The organism is Rhodovastum atsumiense, assembly GCF_937425535.1.
Lineage (GTDB): Bacteria > Pseudomonadota > Alphaproteobacteria > Acetobacterales > Acetobacteraceae > Rhodovastum > Rhodovastum atsumiense.
Map to the genome: position 1 here is coordinate 133,375 of NZ_OW485604.1, position 26,012 is coordinate 159,386.

General features: G+C 65.8%; 17 protein-coding genes, 6 pseudogenes and 2 CRISPR repeat arrays. Of the genes and pseudogenes, 12 read left to right on the plus strand and 11 right to left on the minus strand.

Annotated features, from left to right (window positions below; genetic code table 11):
* Positions 1-155 precede the first annotated feature (155 nt).
* From NBY65_RS31475 to NBY65_RS31485, 3 genes are all read left to right on the plus strand, one after another.
* A complete protein-coding gene (locus tag NBY65_RS31475) occupies positions 156-2,420 on the plus strand; it encodes a GTPase (protein ID WP_150045790.1) in 2,265 nt (754 codons plus the stop codon).
* Positions 2,417-4,120: a GTPase domain-containing protein gene (locus NBY65_RS31480; protein WP_150045789.1), complete on the plus strand. Its 1,704-nt coding sequence runs from the start codon at positions 2,417-2,419 to the stop codon at positions 4,118-4,120. The genes NBY65_RS31475 and NBY65_RS31480 overlap by 4 nt, the downstream gene beginning before the upstream one ends.
* Positions 4,121-4,470: 350 nt before the next feature.
* The gene (locus NBY65_RS31485; RefSeq protein WP_408895596.1) at positions 4,471-5,367 is read left to right on the plus strand and encodes a DUF927 domain-containing protein; all 897 of its coding nucleotides are present in this window, start codon (positions 4,471-4,473) and stop codon (positions 5,365-5,367) included.
* A 412-nt stretch (positions 5,368-5,779) separates the two neighbouring features.
* Here the strand turns inward: NBY65_RS31485 and NBY65_RS31490 are convergent.
* Positions 5,780-6,814, minus strand: a pseudogene (locus NBY65_RS31490) (IS630 family transposase).
* 82 nt (positions 6,815-6,896) lie between these two features.
* Positions 6,897-8,325: a CRISPR direct-repeat array (repeat unit 32 nt; unit sequence GTTTCGATCCACGCCCTCGCACGGAGGGCGAC).
* A 113-nt stretch (positions 8,326-8,438) separates the two neighbouring features.
* On the opposite strand from NBY65_RS31490, the gene NBY65_RS31495 reads away from it, so the two are divergent.
* Positions 8,439-8,843: a helix-turn-helix domain-containing protein gene (locus tag NBY65_RS31495; RefSeq protein WP_150045821.1), complete on the plus strand. Its 405-nt coding sequence runs from the start codon at positions 8,439-8,441 to the stop codon at positions 8,841-8,843.
* On the opposite strand, the pseudogene NBY65_RS31500 reads toward NBY65_RS31495, so the two are convergent.
* Positions 8,835-9,914: pseudogene (locus NBY65_RS31500) on the minus strand (IS3 family transposase); the annotation flags it as partial. The gene NBY65_RS31495 and the pseudogene NBY65_RS31500 sit on opposite strands and share 9 nt — an antisense overlap.
* A 150-nt stretch (positions 9,915-10,064) precedes the next feature.
* Here NBY65_RS31500 and NBY65_RS31505 point away from each other — a divergent pair.
* Positions 10,065-11,574 (plus strand): ISNCY family transposase gene (locus NBY65_RS31505; RefSeq protein ID WP_250266037.1). Its coding sequence is split into 2 segments (ribosomal slippage): positions 10,065-10,963 and positions 10,962-11,574, totalling 1,512 coding nucleotides; the frame shifts between segments, so codons are not numbered across the junction.
* Here the strand turns inward: NBY65_RS31505 and NBY65_RS31510 are convergent.
* Together NBY65_RS31510 and NBY65_RS31515 are read right to left on the minus strand one after the other, a co-directional pair.
* A pseudogene (locus NBY65_RS31510) lies at positions 11,572-11,997 on the minus strand (helix-turn-helix domain-containing protein); the annotation flags it as partial. The gene NBY65_RS31505 and the pseudogene NBY65_RS31510 overlap by 3 nt on opposite strands.
* Before the next feature lie 195 nt (positions 11,998-12,192).
* On the minus strand, positions 12,193-12,858 hold the full coding sequence (locus NBY65_RS31515; RefSeq protein ID WP_150045835.1) for a hypothetical protein: 666 nt from the start codon (positions 12,856-12,858) through the stop codon (positions 12,193-12,195).
* A 220-nt stretch (positions 12,859-13,078) separates the two neighbouring features.
* On the opposite strand from NBY65_RS31515, the pseudogene NBY65_RS34225 reads away from it, so the two are divergent.
* The 4 genes and pseudogenes from NBY65_RS34225 to NBY65_RS31525 form a co-directional block, all read left to right on the plus strand.
* A pseudogene (locus NBY65_RS34225) lies at positions 13,079-13,381 on the plus strand (transposase); the annotation flags it as partial.
* A 100-nt stretch (positions 13,382-13,481) separates the two neighbouring features.
* Positions 13,482-14,414 (plus strand): IS701 family transposase, encoded by a 933-nt coding sequence (locus NBY65_RS31520; protein ID WP_250265868.1) that lies wholly within the window; start codon positions 13,482-13,484, stop codon positions 14,412-14,414.
* Entirely contained in the window at positions 14,404-14,529 is a 126-nt protein-coding gene (locus NBY65_RS34230) for a winged helix-turn-helix domain-containing protein (RefSeq protein WP_150045774.1), read from the plus strand. The genes NBY65_RS31520 and NBY65_RS34230 overlap by 11 nt, the downstream gene beginning before the upstream one ends.
* Before the next feature lie 11 nt (positions 14,530-14,540).
* Entirely contained in the window at positions 14,541-15,089 is a 549-nt protein-coding gene (locus tag NBY65_RS31525) for an IS630 family transposase (RefSeq protein WP_150045775.1), read from the plus strand.
* Between the two features lie 30 nt (positions 15,090-15,119).
* Positions 15,120-18,012: a CRISPR direct-repeat array (repeat unit 32 nt; unit sequence GTTTCGATCCACGCCCTCGCACGGAGGGCGAC).
* Between the two features lie 53 nt (positions 18,013-18,065).
* Here NBY65_RS31525 and tnpC read toward each other — a convergent pair.
* The 5 genes and pseudogenes from tnpC to NBY65_RS31550 all read right to left on the minus strand — a co-directional run bounded on the left by tnpC (position 18,066) and on the right by NBY65_RS31550 (position 22,033).
* Positions 18,066-19,667, minus strand: a complete 1,602-nt coding sequence (gene tnpC / locus NBY65_RS31530; RefSeq protein WP_150045776.1) for an IS66 family transposase — start codon at positions 19,665-19,667, stop codon at positions 18,066-18,068.
* A gap of 58 nt (positions 19,668-19,725) precedes the next feature.
* The gene (tnpB, locus tag NBY65_RS31535; protein ID WP_150045777.1) at positions 19,726-20,079 is read right to left on the minus strand and encodes an IS66 family insertion sequence element accessory protein TnpB; all 354 of its coding nucleotides are present in this window, start codon (positions 20,077-20,079) and stop codon (positions 19,726-19,728) included.
* Complete coding sequence (gene tnpA / locus NBY65_RS31540; protein ID WP_150045778.1) at positions 20,076-20,600, minus strand: IS66-like element accessory protein TnpA; 525 nt, start codon at positions 20,598-20,600, stop codon at positions 20,076-20,078. Before tnpA ends, tnpB begins: the two co-directional genes overlap by 4 nt.
* 132 nt (positions 20,601-20,732) lie before the next feature.
* Positions 20,733-20,870, minus strand: a pseudogene (locus tag NBY65_RS31545) (transposase); the annotation flags it as partial.
* A 324-nt stretch (positions 20,871-21,194) separates the two neighbouring features.
* Positions 21,195-22,033, minus strand: a protein-coding gene (locus NBY65_RS31550) for an IS5 family transposase (protein ID WP_250266038.1) whose coding sequence is annotated in 2 segments (ribosomal slippage) — positions 21,195-21,649 and positions 21,649-22,033 — 840 coding nt in all. Because the reading frame shifts where the segments join, the coding sequence is not laid out codon by codon here.
* A 58-nt stretch (positions 22,034-22,091) separates the two neighbouring features.
* Here NBY65_RS31550 and NBY65_RS31555 point away from each other — a divergent pair.
* Together NBY65_RS31555 and NBY65_RS31560 are read left to right on the plus strand one after the other, a co-directional pair.
* Entirely contained in the window at positions 22,092-23,345 is a 1,254-nt protein-coding gene (locus NBY65_RS31555) for an ISKra4 family transposase (protein ID WP_284347531.1), read from the plus strand.
* A 9-nt stretch (positions 23,346-23,354) separates the two neighbouring features.
* The gene (locus tag NBY65_RS31560) at positions 23,355-23,708 is read left to right on the plus strand and encodes a transposase (RefSeq protein WP_150045466.1); all 354 of its coding nucleotides are present in this window, start codon (positions 23,355-23,357) and stop codon (positions 23,706-23,708) included.
* Between the two features lie 2 nt (positions 23,709-23,710).
* Here NBY65_RS31560 and NBY65_RS34235 read toward each other — a convergent pair.
* Positions 23,711-23,935 (minus strand): annotated as a pseudogene (locus tag NBY65_RS34235) (DDE-type integrase/transposase/recombinase); the annotation flags it as partial.
* Here NBY65_RS34235 and NBY65_RS31570 point away from each other — a divergent pair.
* Entirely contained in the window at positions 23,893-24,570 is a 678-nt protein-coding gene (locus NBY65_RS31570; RefSeq protein ID WP_150045467.1) for an IS6 family transposase, read from the plus strand. The pseudogene NBY65_RS34235 and the gene NBY65_RS31570 overlap by 43 nt on opposite strands.
* 291 nt (positions 24,571-24,861) lie before the next feature.
* Here the strand turns inward: NBY65_RS31570 and NBY65_RS31575 are convergent, their stop codons facing one another.
* Entirely contained in the window at positions 24,862-26,007 is a 1,146-nt protein-coding gene (locus NBY65_RS31575) for a glycerate kinase (RefSeq protein ID WP_150045468.1), read from the minus strand.
* Between the last annotated feature and the right edge of the window lie 5 nt (positions 26,008-26,012).

Here is a 26,012-nt window from a genome sequence, read left to right on the forward strand (position 1 = left end):
GACGCATCCAGCCCGCACACGTTATCGCCTGGTCGCTCTGGCGACGCGCCCACCAAGCCGCTGCACAACGCTCGCATCTGAAACGAAAAATGCAACTGTAATGCTAGGGTCGCAACGCTTGCGGCTTATCGGCACGTCGATATTATGCCGGCGTAATGGAGACGGCTCTCATACAGGAATCGCTTGCAGCGGCGGCACAGGCCGCGGTCGACGCGCTGGACAGAACGGTTCCAGACCGCGATACGGTTCTCGAGGCGCTCAACGCGCTCGCCCGAAGGCTCGCCCGCGGACAGGTCATAGCGGTCCCTGACAACAACGAGCAGGCCCAGCAGCTGACGTCGGCGCTCATGTCGCATCGGGAGGCAGCGAGCCGGAGCCTTGAGGATCTCATCGCCACCACTGCGGACAGGCTCGGGAGGTCGTTCTCGTACCTCAGGGACGACGCCCGATACGTCACGGTTCTGCTGTTCGGTCGCACGAGGGTCGGCAAGAGCACGCTCATGGAGGCGCTCGTGCACGGCGACGGCCGGGCGATCGGCAAGGGCCGCCAGCACACAACCACCGAGGTTACCTCCTATTACTTTCCCGCTGGGAACGGAGATGGCCCACCCGCTGTCCCGACCCTGAGGGTCATCGATACTCCTGGGATCGAAGGCTATGAGGGCGACGCGCTCGCCGCCATGGCGGAAGCCCACGTGGAGAGAGCTGACCATATCTTCTTCGTGCTGACCGATGACAAAGCGACCGCGGATGAGCTGTCCCGGTTCGGGCTCATCCGGACACAGGGCAAGGGGATCACAGTCATCCTCAACGTAAAGACTAACGACGAGGATCTCGACCTTCTCGAACAGTCTCCGGCATCGGTTTTCCGCAGCCAGGAGATTGACGGGCACAGCCGGCGCATTGCCGGATACTTGCAACGCCATTTCTCGATGCCCCCGCCGAGGATTCTTCCCGTGCACGCGCGTGCCGGATGGATGGGGCGCTGCGCCGCCGGCCCTGAGGGGGACCCGGAGCGCCGCCTGCGGCTGGAGCGTGGCAGCCGCCTTAGGGAAGTGGAGGGAAGGCTTGCGTCGTTCATCGCGGGGGAAGCGCTGCCAGCTCGCCTGCGTGCTCCGCGGGACCTTCTGCTCAGCCATGTCTGGACGCTGCGCGAGGAGCTCTTGCCGTTCGCGACCGCCTTCCAGCAATTGGCCGACCAGTGCAGGGATCTGGAAGCGGCCATCAGGGCCGGCGCGCGCCGGGCCGAGGCCAAGGCCAAGCGCCGCTTCCCGGCGCTCCGCGGCAGATTCCAGGCGGCGAGCGACGGGATCCCCGGCGTTGTCGACGAGGTGATCTCGACGGCGGGACGCGGCACCGACCTGCAGAGACGGTGGCAGCGCCTCCTCGAAGAGAACGAGGTGACAAACGCAGGCAGCTGGTTCCTGTCGGAGGCAGCCAAAGACTTCTCCAGCGAGCTTGCGGAGGACATGCGCGCGGCTGCCTTCGAGCACTCGGCGGCTGGAGCGGAGGATCTCGGTGGGCTTCTGGACGCGTACCACGACGCGACGGCAGCGTCGCAGCGGAACAAGTATGTCCGCGCGGGGGCGCGGGCCGTAGCAGGCAGCGGCGCCGGAGCCTTGGCCATATGGGGTATCGCGAATTTCTGGAACCCCACAGGCTGGGTGGCCTTGGCCGCGGCGGCGGTCGCTACCGCCACTGTGGCGACCGCCGCCGAGGAGATCACGCGGAAGGGAACCGACGTGTGGGAGAGTTCCACAAAGCGGGGCCTCTTCGAAAAGAAGAGCGAGATCGTCGCCCAGCTCCGGCAACGCGTGTGGCGCGACCACCAGGCCGTCGAGAAGGAATGCGAGAGGTGGCTCGCCGGCACTCGTTCAGGCTGCGAGCAAATGACGATTTCCGCGACGACGCCGGTGCGCCGGTCAGCCGCCGCGCTGGCCGAGGCCGTCCTGAATTGCCTGTCCGAGCTGGACGCGGCCACCGACCGCACGACTTCCAGCGTCGCCGAGGATGTTTTCCGGACGTGCGTGCCGGCCTGTGCGGACGGCAGAGTGCGTGTTCTCCGCGCAGTCCTCTCGCCCGGCTACAGGGCGAAGGTGCTGCTGGAGCGGCAGTGCGAGGACGAGGCGGACGCGCTCGAGCTTTGCTTTGGCCCGGGCGGCACGCCCGCCGCCGTGATCGCGGGAGCGCTCGGAGTTGTCGCGGTGGACGCCGTTGACGTCGAGGGCACCACAAAGGACCGGATCCAGAGTGCGCTGGGAGTTCCAGGCTGCAGGGCACAGCTGCGGCGCGACGGCGGCGTGTCCGCCACGCCGCCCCAAGGAATGGACGTCGCGGCCCTCGCGGGCCCGGACGGGCGCAACCTGCAGCTCGCCGAGCGCCTGCTGGACATGCGCATCATGTTGGAGGAAGTGGCATGACGCTCCTGTATTCGGCCTATTTCCGGGAAGCCGAGGGGATCCTGGCGGACACCGCGGGGCTGATCACGCTTGCGGCCCCGCCCGGGAAGGAAGCCACAGACGCCCGCCTGTCCGACGCCTTGCGCAGGCTGCGCTTCGAGGCTCCACTGCGCATCGCCCTGATCGGCGAGTTCAGCGCCGGAAAGTCGTCCATCATCAAGGCGCTCACCGGTGCCGATGTCCTCATCGACGCGGACGTGGCGACCACGGAGGAGCAATCCGTGGAGTGGCGGGGACTTCACCTCACCGACACGCCGGGAATCCAGGCGGATGGCGGTCCCAACGCGCATGACGGCATCTCGCGCCGCGCGACTGTGTGCGCGGACCTGGTCCTCTTCGTCGTAACCAACGAGCTGTTCAACCCGCGGCTGGCGACCCACCTCCGCTTCGTCCTCGACCCGGAAGGCATGGGACTTGTCGGCAAGACTGCGATCGTCATCAACAAGATGGACCGAGAGACGAACCCGCAGGAGACGCTGCTGGCGGAGGTCCAGAAGGTCCTCGGCCCTCATCAGGACGTGCCGATCTTCCTCTGCGCCGCAGCGAAGTTCCTGCAGGCGGCGGAGCAGCCCACAGAGCAGCTGCAGGCGCGATTCTTGCGGCAGAGCCGAATCGACGAGCTCGTGACCGGCATCAACGCCTTCGTCGAGCAGTCCGGCGCGATGGGGCGGCTGCGCACGCCGCTGCAGATCGCTGACGAGGCGCTTGATGCTGTCGTCGGGGCGGAGACGCAGACCGAGGATGACCGCGTCGGCGTGGAGATGGTGCGGCGTCAGCGCCGCGTGCTGGCCGAACTCCATGCGCGGCTGGCCGAGATCCGCGGGACCTGCGCGAAGCGGGCCCACTCAGCGGTGATGTCACAGACAGAGCACGCCCTCGCGCAGGTGACGGACGTGCTAACCGAAGACGACATCGGAAAGATCTACGACGCGGCGCTGGGCCAGGCCGAGGCAGAGATGGAGTCCATCTGGTCTGCAGCGGAATCCGACGTGCAGGAAGCGATGGCCGCCGCTGACCGGCGTAGCGCGGAGGTGACCTCCGGGCTGAGCAGGTCCGGCGAGAACCAGGCTGCGCGGGCCTCTGTGGAGATCACGGCCCGCAGGCCCGGGGAGTGGACGCTCACTCTCAAGCTGCTGAAAGGCGCGGTGTCGCCAGTCAAGGAAGGGCTCGAGACGGCGGCAAAAAGCCCTGACGCTGTCAAGGAAGTCGTCCTTCAGGTTGCCAAATTCATCGGCCACAAATTCAAGCCGTGGGGAGCGACGAAGACGGCGGGCAAATTAGCCAGGTTTGCGGGAAACGCGGCCAAGTGGATGCCAGTCGCAGCGTTCCTAATCGATCTCGGCCTTCAGGCACGCGAGGAGAGCAAGAAGGCTGAACGGGAGCGCCTGCTTTCGCAAATGCGGATCACGCTTCGAAACGCCTTCGTCGGCGCGGCCAAAGACCAAGCTGCGGCCCTCGACAGAGCCATCGTGGAGTTCACCCGCGTGCCGATCGCCGAAGCCACTGCGGATCTCGACAGGCGCGAGGCCGAGATTGTGGGCGCCGCCGCGATGCGGGCAGAGGTCGCCGATGGCGTCCGCGTGCTTCGCGAGCGATGCAGCCTTCTCCGGCAGCGGCTCCTTGCCGGGGAAGACGAGCCGGCGGCCACATTGCGCGCTTAGAGCATTTTGGACGATGGCAAGGATTCCGTCCACGAGTTCACACAGGCACGGCTATGATCGGCGGCTTGCTGTAGCTGGGCGATCGGCGCGCCCGGCCTGCTTCATGGACGCCTCTGCGTGCACCAATCGTTCCACAAACGAGCGTTTCCGGCACGGTTGCGCACCGTGGCGAGGAGGCCCGTTTTCTGGGCTTATAATCGTGCCGCAACCCTGTGGCGCAATCAGCGTGCCGCCGCCGTCATCGCGCATGGCTTCCGGCACCAAATATTGGTCGCCCCCGCTGCTGCCATTAGTGCCGCCCCGCCTGTAACCGTCACGTCAGAGCGCGGCAGCGGTCCCTGTGTGAACTCGTGGAAGGAATCCTTGCCATCACCCTGTTAGGTCTGTTCCTCGCGGCAGCGTTCGCCGGCCCGTTGCTGGATGTGTTGGGCGAGTCATCCGGCGGGCTGCACCTAGTCGGTGCCTCGCGCACTGGCAAGAGCACGGCGGCTGTGGTGGCAGCGAGCGTCTGGGGCAAGCCGACCGCCGACGCACAGTTGCATCCGTGGCGTGGCACGGCGAACGGCCTGGAGGGCATCGCGGCGGAGACCACCGACACCTTGCTGATTCTGGACGAGATGGGACAGGCTGACGGGCGCGAGGTCGGGGATGTGGTTTACATGCTGGCCAACGAGGCCGGGAAGCAACGTGCTTCCCGCAACGGTGCCGCACGGCCGCGCCAGTCGTGGCGGGCCCTGTTCCTGAGTACCGGCGAAATCACGCTGGCGCAGAAGATGGGTGAGGCTGGAAAGCGCGTGATGGCCGGGCTCGAGGTGCGGCTGGTGAACCTGCCGGCTGACGCGGGCGCGGACATGGGGGTGTTCCAGGACCTCCACGGCAAACCGGATCCGGTATCGTTTGCCGATTACCTGCAGGCGGCCGCGCGGGCAAATCATGGCATCGCAGCCCGGGCATTCCTCGGCCGCCTGGCACAGGACCGGGCAGCCAATGCGGCTGGGTTGCGCACCGAGTTGGAAGTGCTGCGGGACAAGTTCCTAGCGGAGCATGTACAGCACGGAGCAAACCGGCTGTGGATCACGCTCGAAACCGGCACCTCACCACGCTGGAAAGCGGCGGTGGATCACGCAGGAAACCGGCACCCCCTGGGGCCGTGTCCCAGACCGTGGTGTAGCAGCCGAGGGCCCCCCAAGGGGGGGGAGCCATCGTCGATCTCCGGTTATGCTTCGAGGTGCGAGCTGGAACCTTGAACACGGACCCGACAAATCCTTTGTCGCCTGCGCGCTCGGCAACCAGGCGGCGCGCGGCGGCGTGTCGGCGCTAGCGGCGGCCATCATTTGCGCATTCGTGTTGCGCATAACCACGAGACATTCTCCTGCTCCCTCAAGGGTAAACCCCCGGGGGGCGTTTGTCTCATCGTCATTGGCACAGAGGGCCTGCAGGAAGCGCTGGAGCTGTTGCAGGTTTCGGTCCACGCCCTCGCACGGAGGGCGACGCATTCAGCGCCATCCGGTAAGCGACGCGCTCGGGTTTTGATCCACGCCCTCGCACGGAGGGCGACACGCTCCAATCCTTCGTTCGTGGTCAACTGGAGGTTTCGATCCACGCCCTCGCACGGAGGGCGACGCGGAACCCTATTGATCCGGCCTGGGCGATCTTGGATCAGGCGGCGTAGCGGAATGTGGGGTGGCGGAAGTAGCTTCGGATGCGGGCTGGCAGCCTGGAGAGCCTGCGCATGTGGCCGATGAGGTTGCGTTTCAGCGCCTCCCGGCTGCGGGCCGGTGCCTTGCGCGGGATGCTCTGCTTGAGGTCGGCGTTCAGTCCCTCGTCCGGATTGAGTTCTGGGCTATAGGCGGGCAGGTGGAACACCTCGATCTAGGAACGCCGCCCCGCCAGCCAGTCCTGCACAGCTCGGCCACGGTGGACTGGCAGACGGTCGAGGATGAGGAACACCTTGCTCCTGGCATCGCGGATCAGGCGCTCGAGGAAGGTGATCAGCAGTGTAGCGGTGATACCCCGGTCGAGCACCATCCAACGCAGTTCGCCCTTGTTGGTCACCGCCGAGATCAGGCCGACATTGGCCCGCTTGTGGCAAGGGCGCACCACGGGCGTCTTGCCGCGCGGGGCATAGCCGCGGCCGCGCACGTCGTCGGAGCGCAGGCCGGTCTCGTCGCCCCAGAAGATCGCGCCTTTCTGTCGCCGCGCCTTCGCCTGGATGGCTGGGTATTCCTTCTCCAGCCAGTGCCGGACCTGCCTGGGCCGCTGCTCATAGGCGCGCCGCAGCGGCTTCTGTGCGGTGAAGTTCCAGCGCGCCAGGTAGGTGCTCATCGTGCGTACCGCCAGACGCACGCCGCAGCGCTGCTCGATCAGGGCCGCCACGGCCGCCCGGCTCCACAGCGCAAACGGCAGGCCATAGACGTCCGGCGTGCCGCGGCGGATCAGCTTGCGGATCTCCGCTTCCTGTGTCGCCGCGAGAAACCGTCCGGTCCCCGGCGCAGGGCCGCGCGGGCCGGTCTGCAACCCCGCTATCCCACGCGCTCGGAAGCGCTTGCAGATGTCGAACACGCCGTTCTTGGTCAGCCCAACCTGCGCGGCAATTTCAGCGTAGGTCAAGCCACGTTCCCGTAGCCCGATCACCTGCCGACGACGCTCCTCTTGAGCCGCAGGCGCCAAGCTCCGCATGTCCAGGTGCTTCATCAGCCAGACCTGGGCGCAGCCCTGCCTCATTCCAAGACAGCCCAGGCCGGATCAATAAGACGTTGAACCTGCCATCAACCCTGTTTCGATCCACGCCCTCGCACGGAGGGCGACCTCGAACTCGCCCGGCAGACCGGCGCCGACGAAGCGGTTTCGATCCACGCCCTCGCACGGAGGGCGACGCCCGATGCTCTGGGCAATACGGCTTCCCTGGCTCAGTTTCGATCCACGCCCTCGCACGGAGGGCGACCCTCCCTTCTCAGGCCGGAACCGACCGATGCCGATGTTTCGATCCACGCCCTCGCACGGAGGGCGACCTCGCGCGCGCGCGCGTGAAGATTCCGGGTAGATGTTTCGATCCACGCCCTCGCACGGAGGGCGACGCTGCGCAAGCTGCTGAAGCAGGAGCGGGGCGCTGTTTCGATCCACGCCCTCGCACGGAGGGCGACCCGGAGGGCGGCTACCTGCGCGTCATCCCGACCAAGTTTCGATCCACGCCCTCGCACGGAGGGCGACCGCCGCGCTCGCCAGTGCAGCGCACCTCGTTCATGTTTCGATCCACGCCCTCGCACGGAGGGCGACACGGATCGTCGCCAAAAAATGGCTGCAAATTTAAGTTTCGATCCACGCCCTCGCACGGAGGGCGACCACCCATCAGTGAGTGTAACGGCCACTTCCGAGCGTTTCGATCCACGCCCTCGCACGGAGGGCGACCGTGGGTCATGAGCACGTTCCAGCCCATGACGTTGTTTCGATCCACGCCCTCGCACGGAGGGCGACGTGGATTTGTTCCGCCCCATCCGATCAGAGGCTGGTTTCGATCCACGCCCTCGCACGGAGGGCGACACCCGCAGCGGATGTTTGGAGATCAACACGGCAGAGTTTCGATCCACGCCCTCGCACGGAGGGCGACCCGTTCTGGTTCTTGACCCGCTGGCCTGGCCACTTGTTTCGATCCACGCCCTCGCACGGAGGGCGACCTCCCATTATGGCGCCGATCATCCAGCCGGCGCAGTTTCGATCCACGCCCTCGCACGGAGGGCGACCTTCTGCAGGAATTCGCGCCGCAGCACCGGCCCGAGGTTTCGATCCACGCCCTCGCACGGAGGGCGACTGCTCGGCGACACCATCAGGATCCCGTTGCCGGTGTTTCGATCCACGCCCTCGCACGGAGGGCGACCCTCCTTCGAGGCCGGCACCATCGCCATGCCCATGTTTCGATCCACGCCCTCGCACGGAGGGCGACTGGATGGGACCAGTGTCGGGATCGACGGTGCCTGGTTTCGATCCACGCCCTCGCACGGAGGGCGACCGGCCTCGACTGCCGAGACTGTGGCCACCGAAGAGTTTCGATCCACGCCCTCGCACGGAGGGCGACCAGCCCAAAATCACCGCGATCACCCGGTCATACTCGTTTCGATCCACGCCCTCGCACGGAGGGCGACTGGCAATCACGGCGCCGGTTGTCAAGTTGTTATAGTTTCGATCCACGCCCTCGCACGGAGGGCGACGCGGGAACAGATGTCTAATACCAGCCCGCTTTGACGTTGACTCTTCTGTGAATTGCCACTCCCGGTCGATCTCGATTCGATGGTTCCCAGGCGATACGCGGAGGAGGCAGTGCATGGGCGCGGCGTTGGCGATTACGCGGGCGGACCACACAGCCGCTGAATTGCGGGCATTGGCTGCCAAGAGTGATGATGGCCCGCAAGTGCGCCGCCTGCTTGCGCTGGCGCTGGTTCTGGAAGGCCGCTCGCGCACCGAGGCGGCGGAACAGAGCGGCATGGAGCGGCAGACGCTGCGGGACTGGGTGCAGCGGTACAATGATGAGGGAGTCGATGGCCTGAAGTCGCGCAGCAGCCCCGGCCGCACACCCTTTCTGACCGCTGAGCAGAAAGCCGAGCTGAAAGATCTGGTCATCCAGGGACCTGATCCCGATGTGCATCAGGTCGTGCGCTGGCGCTGCGAGGACCTGCGAGCGGAAGCGGAACGTGTCAACGACTTTGAGACACCCGGCGGGCTAATTTAGACTTGCGGGTTCAGCCTTCTGTTGAGGTGGGTTGATCCAGACGGCGGTGGGTTTGACGGGTGGTGCGGGCGGCTTGTTGACGAAGCGCTCGGGATTGGCCTGGAAGGCGCTGTTGAGAGTGCGCTGTCGGGCGGCATGGATGTCGTCGGCCTGGCCGTAATGGACCTGATCGGGGGTCATCAGCCCGAGACCGACGTGGTGGTGTTCCTGGTTGTACCAGGTGAAGAATCCACGGCAGAATTCCCTGGCATCTTCGATGCAGCCGAAGCGTTTGGGAAAGCGTGGTTGATACTTCAGGGTTTTGAAGTGGCTCTCCGAGAACGGGTTGTCGTTGGAGGTCTGTGGCCGGCTGTGCGACTTGGTGACGCCGAGGTCAGCCAGGAGCTGAGCGGTGGCCTTGGCCTTCATGGGACTGCCGCGATCGGCATGCAGGGTCAGTTGGCCGGGTGGTACCTGGTGCTTGACGAGAGTGTCCTCGAACAGTTCCTTGAACAGGACAGCGCTTTCAGCATCGGCGACGCACCAGCCAACCACCCGGCGGCTGAAGATGTCGATGATGACATAGAGATAGAAGTAGGTCCACTTCGCTGGCCCCATCAGCTTGGTGATATCCCAGGACCAGACCGTATTCGGCGCTTCGGCCAGCAGTTCCGGTTTGGCGTAGACGGGGTGGCGTAGCTGGTCGCGCCGTTCACGAACTTCGTTGTGGGCATCGAGAATCCGGTACATGCTCCGGATCGAGCAGTGATAGATGCCTTCGTCGAGCAGGGTGGCGTAGACTTCAGCCGGAGGGAGATCCGCGAAACGGGGCTCTCGGAGACGATCGAGCACGACTTGCCGTTCCGTGGCAGTCAGCGCTCGGTGTGAGGCGGGACGTGGTTGCCGTTCCGTCGGCGGCTGAGCCAGAGAAGTGCGCCGCCGATAGACGCCGGCACGCGAAAGCCCCAGAGCAGCACACGCATCCACCGTGGTGACCGGTGCGGGCGAGCGGAAGACGATGGCCTCCATCACGGCCCGCCGTCGCGCTCGATCGGCGCCAGCGGTATTCCCAGCAGGTCCGAAACTTTTTTTCTAGGTCGGCAAGATTGACTGTCTGCTAGACTGGGGGGTGGACCTTCCTTTCAGGAGGTGCGGATGGCCAGGATATCGCCCCGCGAGCGACCGGACCGGGAAACGGTGCTGTGGCCTATCCAGGAATCATGCCCGGCCTGCGGCAGCCCGATGCGGGTACGCTACGAGAACCAGCGCACGCTTGTGACGTTGGCGGGCCCGACGCGTCTGCGCCTGAAGGTTCGGCGTTGCGAGCGGGCTGGCTGCGAGCGCCGGGACCTTCCTTGGCGGCCTGAGGCGGAAGGCTCGATCGCCTTGGCGAAGCACGAGTTTGGGCTGGACGTGATCGCGCTGGCGGGGGTGCTGCGCCACCGCGACCACCGCAGCGTGCCGGAGATCCACCAGGCCCTGCGGGCGCGCGGGCTGGAGATCTCCGAGCGGAGCGTGACCAACCTGCTCGACCGTTACGACGAACTGCTGGCGACGTCGTTGACCGACAGCCGTCGGCTGCGGGCGCTGCTGGCGAAGCAGAGGCGGGTGATCCTGGCGCTGGACGGCTTGCAGCCGGACGTGGGGCACGAGGTCCTGTGGGTGGTGCGCGACTGCGTCTCGGGCGAGGTGTTGCTGGCGCGGAGCCTGCTCTCCGGCACGGCCAGGGACCTCGCCCCGCTGCTGAGGGAGGTGACGGAGGCGGTGGGCGTGCCGGTCGTGGGGGTGGTCAGCGACGGCCAGACCTCGATCCGTCGGGCAGTGGAGCGGGCGCTGCCCGGGGTGCCGCACCAGCTTTGCCAGTTCCACTTTTTGCGCGAGGCGGCGCTGCCGATCTTCGAGGCCGACCGGCACGCGAAGAAGGAGTTGAAGAAGCGGGTTCGCGGCGTCCGCCAGATCGAGCGGTCCGTCGAGGGCAGCGATGAGCCGCAGGCCGAGGTGGTGCGCGGCTACTGCGCGGCGGTGCGCAGTGCCATCACCGACGACGGCCGTCCGCCGCTGGCGGCCGCGGGCCTGAAGCTCAAGGGGCGGCTGGAGGCGGTGGCGGACAGCCTGGACCGTGTGGCGGAAAAAGGGGGACACGCCGCCGCTCGCGCGACTACAAGACCTGATCGAACGCGGTCTGGAGCAGACGGCCGCGTTGTGGCCGGACATCGAGCGGGTCTATCCATGGGTGCACAAGGCCGCTCACCTCCTGAACAACCATGATGCCGAGGATGCTGCCACCCTCCAGCGTCGCTTCGACGGCCTGGTCGGCGCCATGGCCCGTCACCGTGACAGCGCAGGCAGCCTCAGCGGCGCCGTCGACCATTTCTGTAAGGTCACCCGCAGCTATCGCCCCGGGTTGTTCCACTGCTACGCCGTCCTGGGCCTGCCGCGCACCAACAACGACCTCGAGCATGAGTTCGGCTCGCAGCGTTACCACGAGCGGCGGGCCACCGGCCGCAAGGTGGCCTCACCCGCGGCCGTGCTGCGTGGCGAAGCGCGCCTGGTCGCCGCCGTCGCCACCAGGCGCCATTCGCCCAACGGCGCTGATCTTGGCCGCGTCGACCGTGAGCGATGGAAGGAGTTACGACGGCGTCTCGATCGTCGGCGCCACGCCCGCACCATGCGCACCCGCTTCCGCCGTGATCCGACCGCCTATCTGGCAGAGCTGGAGGACAAAGCCTGCCAGTCAATCTTGCCAACCTAGTTTTTTTTGGAGATCGATGATCGCTTCGGCGCGCTCCAGACGCAGCCTCAGTTTGGCATTCTCCTGCTGTGCCTTTGCCAACTCGGCTGCCAGCGGATTGGGTTCGCTCGCCTTCGGCCCGCGCCGGGCCGGAGCGAGACCATCGAGGATGCCGGCCTCACGCTGGCGGCGCCAGTCGGTCAGAGCCGAAGAGTAGAGACCTTCCCGACGCAGCAGGGCACCGATTTCGCCCGCACCGGTCGCCCGATCGGCCTCTTGCAGGATGTGCAGCTTCTCCTTGGCGGTGAACGTGCGGCGCCGGGGACGCTCAGAAAGCTCGGGATTGGCGGCCGCTGGCGCTGGCACGACCATCGGCCTCCGGCCCTCCGGCGTGCCGGCGCCAGCGGCCGCCATCGTCTGCGCATTCGTGTTGGGCATAACCACGAGACATTCTCCTGCTCCCTCAAGGGTAAACTTCCGGGGGGCGTTTGTCTCATCATCATTGGCACAGAGGGGAAGTGGCCCGGCGGTTCTCGGTGGAGGTGCATGAAAGCACGGTGGGCAAATGGCTGCACCAACTTGAGCTGGACTTTGGCGCTTTTGGCGTGTGGTGGTGGGGCCGCCCGCATGGATTTGGGCCTATTTGCGTTTGAAGCGGACGCGATCCATCGCCCCCGTGGCGACGGCGGCGCGATAGACGCCGATCGCGAAACGCGGGTCCCCAGCAAGGGTGTCCCCCTGGAGGCGCGTCAACGCAGGTGCCCTGGTGAACACCTCTTCCATTAGTTCCGTACGTGTCATCAGGTCCGGGAGGAGCGGCACGATGATACGGGCGGTCATCGCGAAGCTCTCGGGCTGCAGGAGACGCGCAGCCATCTCCATTCCCAGTGGCGCGTTCTTCTCCATGGCCTCGTCGATCAGCCAGGTCTCCTTGTCCCGCAGCAGATCGCGCAGGATCAGGCCTGTGACCGGGTGTCGCCGCTCGATGCGCCAGAGCGAGAAACATGCCCGGCGCATCGCCGCGAGCACGATCGCCTCGTCGGAGTCGGACGTGAACCGTGCGACCCGGGCATAGCGGTCGAGCGGATGTGAACGGCCCAGCCTGGGCAAGTAGATGGCCAGATCCTCCGGCAGCGTCAGCTCGTTGTCGTTTTCGAGCACCACCGCCTTGCCTTCAGTCAGGTCGAGCCGCCTGGCCCAGTCCAGCAGCACGTCGTGGGCGATGATGTCCAGGACGGCTGCGTGCTGTTCCTTGCTGATCTGACGCAGGCGGCGGTAGCGAGCGAGGACCCCGGAGCGGATCATCGGTGGCGACCCTGGCGCTGACGCCGGGCTGGCAGGGGGCTGTCGCGAGGGCAGACGAGAGAGCCAGCGGCGCAGCGGCCCTGCTGACGATCCGACCATTTCCCATCCTCCCTCCCGAGGAGAGGCACAGCATGGCCTCACGGGGGAGAGCGTCATGGCGAAGATCGACGCGTCCGGCAACGTCCGGGTTATGGAGATGTGGCTGCTGCCGTTCGCGGCGATGTTCACGCAGCCGTCGTGGCTGAACGCGGGGGCGCTGGCGACGGGAGCGCTGCTGTGCCTGAACCGGCGGACGGTGTGCGCGGCCCTGCGGGCGGTGGATGGCGCCGCCGACAAGGGGTTCAGCCGCTTCCACCGCTTCCTCTCGCGGGCGGACTGGTCGGGCCTGCAAGGTGCCAGGATCCTGCTTGGTCTGCTGCAGACGGCGTTCGTGCCGGAGGGCGAGCCACTGGTGATCGCCGTGGACGATTCGGTCGAACGTCGGCGCGGCGCCATGATCCGCGACAAAGGCATCTACCGCGATGCCGTGCGGTCGAGCCGCGGCTTCTTCGTCAAGGTTGCGGGCCTGCGGTGGCTGTCACTGCAGGTGGTGACCAGGCCCGGCTTCGCCAGGCGTACTGGGGTTGCCGTTCCTGACGGTTCTGAGCCGCTCGGAACGGGCCGATGTCAGGCGGCAGCGCCGACACCAGACGCTGCCGGAGAAGGCGACCTGGGCCATGCGGCTGGTCGCCCGCTGGTGCCCGGGCCGACGGCTGGTGATGGTAGGCGACGGCGCCTACGCCAGCCTGGACCTCTTCTGGACACTGCGCGACTGCGCGGTGTGCGTGGCGCGCTGCCGCATGGACGCACGCTTCTTCAACCCGCCGCCGCCACGCCGGAAAGGCCAGAAAGGCAGGTCGCGCGTCGTCGGCACCCGGCAACTGACGCCGCGCACGCGGGCGGTGCGGAAGGCCACGAAGTGGGAGCGCATGACCGTGCCGGGGTGGCGGACGAAGGATGGGAAGGCGGAGCGGGAGGTCGATGTCGCGACCGGCACGGCGCTGTGGAGCGCGCACGGCAAGACCATGCCGGTGCGCTGGGTCCTGACCAGGGACCCGGCTGGACGCGCCGAGACGCGCGCCTTCGTCTGCTCCGATCCGGAGCAGTCAGCGTTGCAGATCCTGACATGGTACGCGATGCGCTGGGCGGTCGAGCCTACTTTCCAAGAGGCCCGGCGCCACCTCGGGTTCGAGACCCAGCGCCAGTGGTCGGATCGGGCGATCCACCGAAGCACGCCGTTGCTGCTCAGCCTGTTCTCGCTGGTGACGCTGTGGGCCGCCGACATGGCCGCGCGGACCGGCCAACTCGCGGTGCTCGGCGCTGCCTGGTACAGAAAGCCGGACCCAACGTTCGCGGATTGCCTCGCCGCCGTTAGACGCGTGCTGTGGGCAGAGGAGGCAGTGAACCCCATCCTGTGGCGGGACGATTATCCGACTTGGCGGGCGCGCGCACGAACCGCGGAAAATCCAAGACCCCTGCAGCAGCGCTTGGCCGAGCTGATGTCCTATGCGGCTTGATGTCCCTCGAAAGGGCCAAAGTCGAGTTGAGTTGACGCCGCTGAAGCCGCGCCCGTTCCATCCCAAGAGGGACCCGGAGGCGCAGGACGTTTTTAAAAAAGCTTCAGTGATTTAGCCAAAGAAGCGCTGCTCGGAACCACTGCTGGTACACCGATAGAAATCTGGTTTCAGGACGAAGCCAGGGTCGGCCAAAAGGGGACGCTGACCTATGTTTGGGCGCCGGTCGGGTCGCGGCCACCGATGGTGCGCGACAGCCGCCGTGAGTCCGTCTACTTGTTTGGCGCCATCTGCCCGGATCGAGCCGTCGGCGCCGCCGTCATCATGCCTGCGGTCAATACCGAAGCCATGAACGCCCATTTGCAGGAAATCAGCACACAGGTGGCTCCTGGCGCACACGCTCTCCTGGTCTGCGATCGCGCCGGGTGGCACGCCACCAGCAAGGGCCTGCGGGTACCCGCCAACATCACCTTGCTTCCCCTGCCAGCCTACGCGCCGGAATTGAACCCGATGGAGAACGTCTGGGATTACCTCCGCAGCAACAAACTATGCAGCCTGGTCTGGAACAGCTACCAGGCGATCGTTCAGGCGTGTAAGCAGGCCTGGGACTTCCTCGTCAACGACCCGGATCGCATCCGCTCCATCGGCACTCGCGAGTGGGCGTGTGTCAATCTTTAAGCGGGCTGGTATAAGAGAATCCATATAGGAGTTTCGATCCACGCCCTCGCACGGAGGGCGACATCGCTTCGAGGCGAACAAGCAGGCCAATGAGGCGTTTCGATCCACGCCCTCGCACGGAGGGCGACGTGCCGCAGCGCATTCGCCCACGTCGTGGTCATGATGTTTCGATCCACGCCCTCGCACGGAGGGCGACTGGCACCGGGCAATCACGCGCGCATCGTCCCACGGTTTCGATCCACGCCCTCGCACGGAGGGCGACTCGATCCTGCCGATCCGGATGAGCACGAACTGACGTTTCGATCCACGCCCTCGCACGGAGGGCGACCGGGTGGCATTGATGCGCGCCAGGCGCAGGCCGAGTTTCGATCCACGCCCTCGCACGGAGGGCGACGCGTGGACGTGGGCAACCTCGCTGCGGCCGAACAGTTTCGATCCACGCCCTCGCACGGAGGGCGACGGGATCGCCACGCCCAGGCGGTTTGCCAGGCCGGTTTCGATCCACGCCCTCGCACGGAGGGCGACGCCCTGCAGCGAGCGGGTTGCCGTTTGCGTCCGTGTTTCGATCCACGCCCTCGCACGGAGGGCGACCTGATCAAGGTGAACCTGACCCGCACCGTCACATAGTTTCGATCCACGCCCTCGCACGGAGGGCGACGCCGATGCATCCAGATGATCCGCAAGCAGGCGTGGTTTCGATCCACGCCCTCGCACGGAGGGCGACTCGACAACTGAATCTTCGGCAACGCCTTCCGGCGGTTTCGATCCACGCCCTCGCACGGAGGGCGACGACCTACGGCGCGCTCGTCGACACTGGCACGGAGTTTCGATCCACGCCCTCGCACGGAGGGCGACATCCGCGAAACCATCCGGGGTGCGCGCGGGGCTGCTGTTTCGATCCACGCCCTCGCACGGAGGGCGACCTCCGGCATGGATGGGCTCCGGCGCCGGCGGGATCAAGTTTCGATCCACGCCCTCGCACGGAGGGCGACAGCGGCGGCTTGTCACTGTCTTCCTTGATGCGGAAGTTTCGATCCACGCCCTCGCACGGAGGGCGACGTTGCTTCCATGCACGGCAGACGCACAAGACGCGTTTCGATCCACGCCCTCGCACGGAGGGCGACGTCCATGCACCAAATCTACAGTGTCAATCAGGTGGTTTCGATCCACGCCCTCGCACGGAGGGCGACGTGTTCGCCTTCATCGCCCTTCGATGACAGAGTGGTTTCGATCCACGCCCTCGCACGGAGGGCGACGTGTTCGCCTTCATCGCCCTTCGATGACAGAGTGGTTTCGATCCACGCCCTCGCACGGAGGGCGACGCTGCTTGCGATCATCCATAAAGGTTGTCGCAGAGTTTCGATCCACGCCCTCGCACGGAGGGCGACCATGGATGTCCGTGGGGCTCGTTCGCCGATGCAGGTTTCGATCCACGCCCTCGCACGGAGGGCGACAGCATGGCGGCACAGGTGGCGGTTGTGGTTGACCAGTTTCGATCCACGCCCTCGCACGGAGGGCGACCGAAATGATCGAACAGGTGAATTCGGCCACTAGAGTTTCGATCCACGCCCTCGCACGGAGGGCGACATAAGACCTACATGGCTCAGGTCGGTCCTGACGAGTTTCGATCCACGCCCTCGCACGGAGGGCGACGCCGTTAGAGTAGCCCCATCCGTTATCCCGGAAGTCGTTTCGATCCACGCCCTCGCACGGAGGGCGACCAGATGCACTGTTGATCAAGCAGAGGGTCAACGAGTTTCGATCCACGCCCTCGCACGGAGGGCGACTTCAGGACGGAATCCTTCAGAGGGCGTAGCACGAGTTTCGATCCACGCCCTCGCACGGAGGGCGACGTCAGCGCGCCCTCGGCGAGCTGCCAGGGCTGGGGTTTCGATCCACGCCCTCGCACGGAGGGCGACATGACGAGCTGTTCCAAGACATGATCGACGAACTGTTTCGATCCACGCCCTCGCACGGAGGGCGACCTTGCCGCCGGCGCCGCTGCGATCCCGCCGGGGCTGCAGTTTCGATCCACGCCCTCGCACGGAGGGCGACGCCCCGGCGCCCGGATCTGCGGAGCGCATGAGCGTGTTTCGATCCACGCCCTCGCACGGAGGGCGACCGGCCCGAAATCGTGGAGGGGCCGGTGATCAGCGAGTTTCGATCCACGCCCTCGCACGGAGGGCGACCTGCGACCGGAGCGAATTGACCATGACATCATCATTGTTTCGATCCACGCCCTCGCACGGAGGGCGACCCGATAACGGTGCGAGGCTTGCGGATTACCTGCTGTTTCGATCCACGCCCTCGCACGGAGGGCGACCTTGGATGGAGTTACGATAACAACTCCAATCAGAAGTTTCGATCCACGCCCTCGCACGGAGGGCGACCATCGGCTGTAAGGGGGGCCGCCCCTTGTTCGAAGTTTCGATCCACGCCCTCGCACGGAGGGCGACCCCTTAGGGATGACTCTGGTTTCGCCATTGCATCCGTTTCGATCCACGCCCTCGCACGGAGGGCGACTCGAATCCTAATGGCCGAATCTCGAAACTGTCCAGTTTCGATCCACGCCCTCGCACGGAGGGCGACTTGGGTATCCCCCATCAGAGATGTCTGTGATCATGTTTCGATCCACGCCCTCGCACGGAGGGCGACCTGCGAACGGCGTGCCATGCCTTGCTGACCCAGCGGTTTCGATCCACGCCCTCGCACGGAGGGCGACTGCAGCGCCCGTGTCGGCAAGACGCAGAGCTGCGTGTTTCGATCCACGCCCTCGCACGGAGGGCGACCGCAGCCGGCCGGCATCTCACCGGACGCGGTGAAGTTTCGATCCACGCCCTCGCACGGAGGGCGACGATCGCCGAGGTGCTCGACGTGCCGGCGATCACGGTGTTTCGATCCACGCCCTCGCACGGAGGGCGGTAAGCGTCAGCCGATGACCGCGGTATTCGCCCTCGGCGCCGAGCGGGTGCTGGGCTACTTTTTCCAGTGCCAGGGGAGCAGTTCGCTGATGCGCTGGATGGGATGATCGGCGATGCGGCCGAGGATATCGGTGAGGTAGGCCTGCGGGTCGATGCTGTTCAGCTTGCAGGTCTCGATGATGGTGTAGATGCAGGCGGCGCGACGGCCGCCGGCGTCGGAGCCGCAGAAGAGGTAGTTGCGCCTGCCGAGGACCGGGGAACGCATGGCTCTTTCGGCCGCGTTGTTGCTCATCTCCAGTCGCCCGTTGCTGACGTAGCGGGCCAGCGCCTTCCACCGCGACAGGGCGTAGCGGATCGCTTTGGCCAGTTCGCTCTTGCCGCTCACCTGGCGGAGCGAAGTCTCGAGGAAGACCTTCAGTTGTTCCAGCAGCGGGGTCGCGTGCTCCTGTCGCACTGCCACCCGCCGTTCCGGCGGTTGGCCGCGAATGGCGCTCTCGATGGCGAACAGCGCGGCGATGCGTTCGAGCGCCTCTAGGGCGATCGGCGAGGCGGTGGCGTGGTGCACCTCGTAGAAGCCGCGTCTCGCGTGGCTCCAGCAGGCGACTTCGATCAGCGGCGCGTCGCCACCGGGTGTGGTCGGGCGGTAGAGTCGGTCGAAACCTGTGTAGCCGTCGGCATGCAGGAAGCCGCTGCAGTTGCCCAACAGTTCTTCGGCGCGGATGCCTTTGCGGTCGGGCGAGTAGAGATAGAATGCTGCCGGCGGCATGTCCGATCCCCACGGCCTTTCATCGCGCACGACCGTCCACAATCGACCGGTCTTTGTTTTGCCGCGGCCAGGCGCCAGCACCGGGACGGTGGTGTCGTCGGCGTGGAGGACAGAGCCGGCGCGGACATGGCAGCCGATCGCCTCGGCGAGCGGTGAGAGCAGGAACTCGGCCTGGCCGACCCAGTCGGCGAGGGTGGTGCGACCGAGCTCGACGCCTTCGCGGGCGTAGATGACCGATTGGCGGTGCAGCGGCACATGGTCGCAGAACTTCGAGACCAGGACATGGGCGATCAGGCCCGGCCCCGGCCGTCCGCGCTCGATCGGCAGCGTCGGCATAGGCGCCTGCATGACGGTCTCGCAGGCGCGGCAGCTCAGCTTCGGGCGGACATGCTTGATCACCTTGAAGCTGGCCGGGACGTATTCGAGCACTTCGCGTTCGTCGTCGCCGATGCGGCTGAAGGTGGTGCCGCCGCAGCCGGGGCAGGTGCAGGCCGGCTCATGGACGACGGTCTGGCGCGGCAAGTGCGGGGGCAGCGGCGTGCGCACCGGCTGGCGACGCGGCCGCGGCTGCACGGGGTTGGCGTTGCCGGTGGCCGGACCGGGCGTCTTGGCCCGCGCCTCGTCCGCTGCGACGTTCTCCTCGAGTTCGCCGATCAGCAGTTCGAGCTGCTCGATGTCATGGTCGAGCTTTTCCGAGGAGCGACCGAACCGGGCCCGCCGCAGCGCCGCCAGCTGCATCTTGAGCTTTTCGATGTGCAGCGTCTTGGCATAAATCTCAGCGGCATTGGCGGCGATCTCGCGTTCCTTGCGCGCGAGTTCAGCCTGCAGGTCGGCAGCGAGGCTGCGCAGCGCCTCCGGGTCGGTCGGCAGCGGGCAATCGGCCAATGACATGCCCAGAGGGTGCCACGGCCTGCCCTGGAAGTACAGCGCTTCTTGCTGTCTCTGCCCCTCAGACCGCCACAGGGCGGCGCGGGAGGTCTGGCGCCACTGTCCGCCGCCAGTCGATCGCCTCGAGCAGCAAAGCGAGTTGCGCAGGCGTAAGAACCATGCCGCCATCCACGATCGGCGGCCACACGAACTTGCCGCTCTCCAGCCGCTTGGCGAACAGGCACAGGCCAGTTCCGTCGTAATGCAAAATCTTCAGGTAATCGGCCCGCTTGCTGCGGAATAGGAACAGATGCCCCGAGAAGGGGTCAGCCTCCAGCACCTGCTTCACCTGTGCCGCCAGCCCGTCGAAGCCATAGCGCATGCTGACCGGACGGCAGGCCAGGTAAACCTTCGTCCCGGGTGCGATAGAAATCACGATGTCGCCCTCAACACCGTGAGCACGCGTCGCAGCGATCGCTCGTTGACGAAAGCGTCCACTCGCAGGCGCGTGCCATCCACCAGGTCAATCTCGATCATTCCCGGCCGATCGTCCAACACCGGCCGTGCCGGCGTCCGACCTCGCGACGGAACGTCAGCGCCAGTCACAGCTCCTGGCGCAGCCATCAGCGCAGGACCTTCGTCCTCAGCCTGTCCGAACATGCCGATCGGAATGAAAGCCGGCGGCTCGGTTGCCGTGGTGACGCCGTTGGGCTGCTGATGCTGCGACAACCCGCTCGCCCCAGCTTCGGCCGGTGCCACCTCCCGTGACAGCCGCCTCCAATTGAACAGCAGGTTCGCGTTGATTCCATAGCGCCGAGCAATGTCCGCGACCGACGCACCGGGCTGGTTCGCCTCGGCGACGATCCGGCGCTTCTCCTCCTCCGAGTACGACCGCCGTTTCCGCCGGCCGCTGCTTGTCGCCGTTCGACCCGTCGCTCCCGCTGCCTCTTTCACCATCCTCGCCAAACCTCCCTCGCTCCCGCAAGTGTCCACTTGCACCGGTAATGGACACTCGCTTGGTCGTCCGCGTGGGCGAGACCATCCCCGATTACGGGAATGCACGGTAGGCGGTCATCAGCTTACGCTTACCTTCTTCCAGCCGTTGATCAGCGTCTGGTGCACCCCGTGCTTGCTCACCAGCTGCGACACTGTCAGCTCCCCCCGGATCGCCTCCAAAGCCACTTTCGCCTTGAAATCCGCCGAGTAGCGCTTTCGTTCCCCACTCATCTCAAGTCGTTCCATATCCGGTCGGACTAAGCTTATCCGACTGTCCGGGATCCGGGGTCCACCTCAGTCGATGGTCTGGCCGCGGCTGTCGACCGCACGATACAGGTAGGTCCAGCGGGACTGTCTCATGATTGGGGGTGGGAACAAATAGGTGATAATCTATGGCGCTATTCTCTCGGTGGGATGGCGCGGGTGGCATGGATTGTACGGCTGGTGGAGACCGGTGCTGATAGCGATGGCCAGGGCACGGACGTGATGGAGATTGCGAAGCCGGCTGATCTTCGCGACATCGCCAATCTGGGTCTGAGTGTCTGTCCGAGAAGTTCATGCGGTTTGGCAGAGCCTTCGGACCATCAGGCGAATTGAGGCGAGCCGCAGGAATGCGAGCGCCTTGCGGTTCAGGTTCTCCCAGTCCTTGGCGAGTCGGCGGCAACGGTTGAGCCAGCCGATCGTGCGCTCGACGATCCAGCGTTTCGGCAACACCACAAAGCCGTTGGCGGCATCGGCCCGACGGACGATCTCCAGTTTGACCTGCCGCAGGAGACGCTTCACCGCCGCCTCGAACTTGGGGCCTTGGTAGGCCGCATCAGCGTAGAGCCTGCGCAGGAACGGGAACAGGCCGAACAGGGTGGCCAACAGCAGGACGCCGCCGTCGCGATCCTGCAGGTCGGCGGCATGCACGATCGCCTCCAGCACGAAGCCCTCGGTATCTACGAGAATATGGCGCTTCTTGCCCCTGATCTTCTTGCCCGAATCGTACCCAGGCGGATCGATCGACTCCCCCCTTTTTCGGCGCTTTTCACGCTCTGGCTGTCGATGATCGCGGCCGTCGGGCTGGCCTCACGTCCAGCCTGTTCGCGGCATTGCACGTAGAGCGCATGATGGATGCGCTTCAGCGTGCCGTCCCATTCCCAGCGGTCGAAATAGCCCCACAGCGTGCTGCGCGGTGGCAGGTCCTTCGGGATCGCCCGCCATTGGCAACCGGTGCTCAGGATGTACATCAACCCGTTGACGATCTCCCGCTCGTCGACACTGCGTGTCGCACCACCATGCTTGGCCGGCGGAATTAACGGTGCCACCAACGCCCATTCAGCGTCGGTCAGGTCGCTCTCATAGCGCAGACCGCTACGATCGTAGCGGGCTCGGTTCTCCTTGGTCCACATACGAGGAAACTGGTAACTCATTATCTAAATTCAAGATCCTCGCGGACAGACACTGAACTTGGCTGAGGCAAAGGAACTGCTGACCGCCATCCAGCGCGCGGTGGTCGCTGCCCAGACCAGGGAACATGCTGTACGGCGGCCGACTTGCCGATCCTGCGGCGGCGCTTGTCACATGAAGGACTACCGCCAGCATCGGATTGCAACCCTGTTCGGCCAGGTGATCGTACGGCTGCCGCGGTTCCGCTGCGGCGGCTGTGGCGGGGTCGAGGGCGGTGTTGACTGGCCGTCGCATTGCCGATCGGCTCCTGAACTCGATCGCCTGCAGGCCCATCTTTCGGCGCTGATGACCTACCGCGTGGCGACCGGCGTGTTGGAGCAGATGTTCCCGATTGAGGCTGGCAAGACTCACGAGACCCTGCGTCGCCATACGATGATGCTTGGCGAGCAGTTGCGGCATCGCCCGGTGGCCCCGTCCGTAACGCCAGCGACGGCGATTTCCATCAGCGTGGACTCGACGTTCATCCGCAGCTGCGAGAAGACCGAGCGGCATCTGGAAGTCAGGGTCGGCAACGTTGAGACCGACGCGGGCAATCGACAGGTGTTCGGATCCGTAGCCGGAGCGGAGACGGATCTTGTGACGCTGATCGGCCAAAGGCTGGACAGCGTCGGTCGAACCGACGCCACGACACTGACCGGCTTCACCGACGGCTGTGCCGGTCTGCGCTCGATCCTGGTCGCCAGCGGCGTCGCCGAGCTCCCCATCCTCGATTGGTTTCACATCGCGATGCGGCTGCAACACCTGGAGCAAACCGCTGGCGCTTTGTCGACCGACACACCGGCACGGCGAGAGGCAAAGGCCGTGATCGTGACGGAGGTCGACCGGCTGCGTTGGCGTCTGTGGAACGGCAAGGCCAAGGATGCCCAGGTCAGCATCGGGCGCATCCGCAAGGTCATGCACGCTTTCCAGAGTGAGGCGACGGAACGGACGTCACGCGTGCCGTCATCGCGCAAGCTGTGGGCAGCGTTATTGGCGCTGGACGGCTATCTGGTCGGCCAAGCTGAGTGGATGGTCAATTACGCCGAACGTCACCGTGCCGGCTTGCGGGTTGGGACGGCCATTACCGAAGGGACCGCCAATTTCCTGGTGAATCGCCGAATGAACAAATCGCAGCAGATGCGCTGGAGCCGACGCGGTGCCGATCTTCTGCTGCAAATTCGCTGCGCTGTCTACAACGGTGCCTTCGGTCCCGGCTTCAGGAACCGCTTCCAGATCGCCAACGATCAGCATCCGCCAGCAGCCCTCGCGGCCTGACCCCCAATCATGAGACAGTCCCCCGTCTCGACCGAGACCATGCAGATTTTCCTCGACGAGTTCGCGGCACGCCTTGCCGCCGATGCGCAGGCCGTACTGGTGCTCGACGGTGCGGGTTGGCATGCCTCCAGCGATCTTGTAGTGCCTGACCGGGTCAGCCTGGTGATGTTGCCTCCATACGCGCCCGAACTAAACCCGGTCGAGCGTGTGTGGCTCTATCTGCGAGAACGATTTCTCTCGCATTGCGTGTTCGCCACCTACGACGACATTGTCCAGGCTTGCGCTGACGCTTGGTGCGCGCTCACCCCCGACACGCTCAGGTCGCTCACCGCCTATCCGTGGCTCAAAGAGATCAGTTCATAGGCAGGGCGGTATGAGTTCTCCGCTCTGTTGTTCAGGTACCGGCTGCTCCGGTGTTTCACCTCGGGCAGGATCTCGCGGTGCGCGACGCCATAGCTGCGTAGACCATCGGTGATGAGGCGCTTCGGTGGCATTGTCAAGTTCGCGGCCTCTGGCCGGAACGATGCGGCTGGGGCATTCTGCCGAGATGAGCTCCGAGCCCGCCACCTACCCGGGATACCGCTTCCCAGCCGAAATCATCAGCTACGCGGTCTGGCTCTACCATGTCTTCGGCCTGAGCTTCCGAGAGGTGGAACTGCTCCTCGCCGAGCGGGGCGTCACCGTCAGCCACGAGAGCATTCGACAGTGGTGCCACAAGTTCGGCGCCGACTTCGCCCGCAAGCTGCGGAGACGACGGCCAAAGCCGGGCGACACCTGGCACCTTGATGAGGTTTTCCTGCGGATCAACGGCGAGCTGCACTATCTCTGGCGCGCGGTGGACCAGCACGGCGTCGTGCTCGACATCCTGGTGCAGGGGCGCCGGAATGCGGCCGCGGCGAAGCGCTTCTTCAAGCGCCTGCTCGCTGGGCTCAGGTACAAACCGAAGCGCCTCATCACCGATGGTCTACGCAGCTATGGCGTCGCGCACCGCGAGATCCTGCCCGAGGTGAAACACCGGAGCAGCCGGTACCTGAACAACAGAGCGGAGAACTCACATCGACCGACGCGACGTCGAGAGCGGCAGATGCAGCGGTTCAAGTCATCGAAGCAGGCTCAGCATTTCCTGTCATCGCACGCCATGATCTACGGCCACTTCCGGCCGCGGCGCCATCTGATGACCGCCGCTCAATACCGGCGTGTACGCGCCGAGGCCTTCCGGGTGTGACGACAGGAGACGTGCGTCCAGATCGCAGCGTGAACACGAGGAACGTCGTGTGGCGCGACCAAACGCGTCCATAGGCCGACAACTTGACAATGCCAGCGGATCGTCAGCGCCGTTCGCCACCAAAGCCGCGTAGTCATCCAAGTCGGCTCTCGTCGTTCCGGTCACGTGGCTCCGATCGGGCGCCACGAAGGAGGAACGTTGCCTGGAAACCACAGAATCTTTAGGCGGGTTGGTATAATTGCTCACCAGCTTGGCTGAGCGCGGGGTTCACCTCTCGCGGCCTGCCCCCCATCATGAGACAATCCCCATTCCCAACCGCAGCACCTGCGCCACATTTCGCGCGCTGCGTCGCAGGTTGCCGGCTGCCGCAGCAAGCGCCTCCTCCACCGAGCAGGTCTTGTGCAGGACGCTGAACACCGCCGCGATCCCGTGGTCGTGCACCACGGCGGCATCGTCACTCAGGCACCCGGCGATGCCGATGACCGGCTTGCCATGGCGCCGAGCGACGCGGGCGACGCCGATGGGGGTCTTGCCATGGATGCTTTGGCTGTCGATGCGACCTTCTCCGGTGATGACCAGATCGGCGTCGGCAAGCATCGCCTCCAGCCCCACGGCATTGGTCACGATCTCCACGCCAGGGCGCAGTTCCGCGCCGAGGAACCCATGCAGCGCCGCCCCCAGGCCGCCGGCGGCCCCGCCTCCCGGCAGCGTCGCCACGTCGACGCCCAACTGCCCCCGGATCAACCGGGCGTAATGGGCGAGATTGGCATCAAGCCGCGCCACCATCTCCGCCGTGGCCCCCTTCTGCGGGCCGAAAATGGCGGACGCCCCCTTCGGACCGATCAGCGGGTTGTCGACATCGCAGGCGACCTCGATCCGGCACGCCTTGATCCGCGCATCCATCCCGCTGATGTCGATGCGGTCGAGACCTTCCAGCGCCGCGCCCCCGAAGCCAATGTCGCGGCCGTCACGGTCGATCAGCCGCACGCCTAGCGCCTGTAGCATTCCCGCACCGCCGTCATTGGTGGCGCTGCCGCCAATGCCGATGATGAAGCGCCGCGCCCCCTGGTCCAGCGCCGCGATGATCAACTCCCCGACACCATAGGTGGTCGTCCGCAGCGGGTCACGCCGGGCGGCCGCCACCAGCATCAGGCCGCTGGCCGCCGCCATTTCGATGACGGCGATCCGGCCATCGCCGGTCAGGCCATAGAAGGCCGGCACCGGCTCGCCCAGCGGCCCGGTCACCGCCAGCTCGACACGTCGGCCGCCGGTGGCCGCCACCATGGCCTCGACCGTGCCTTCGCCGCCATCGGCGACGGGAAGCCTGACATAGCTCGCCTGCGGAAAGACCTCGCGAAAACCCGCCTCGATCTCGGTGGCCACCTCCATGGCCGAGAGGCTTTCCTTGAACGAGTCCGGAGCGATCACGATCTTCATGGCGT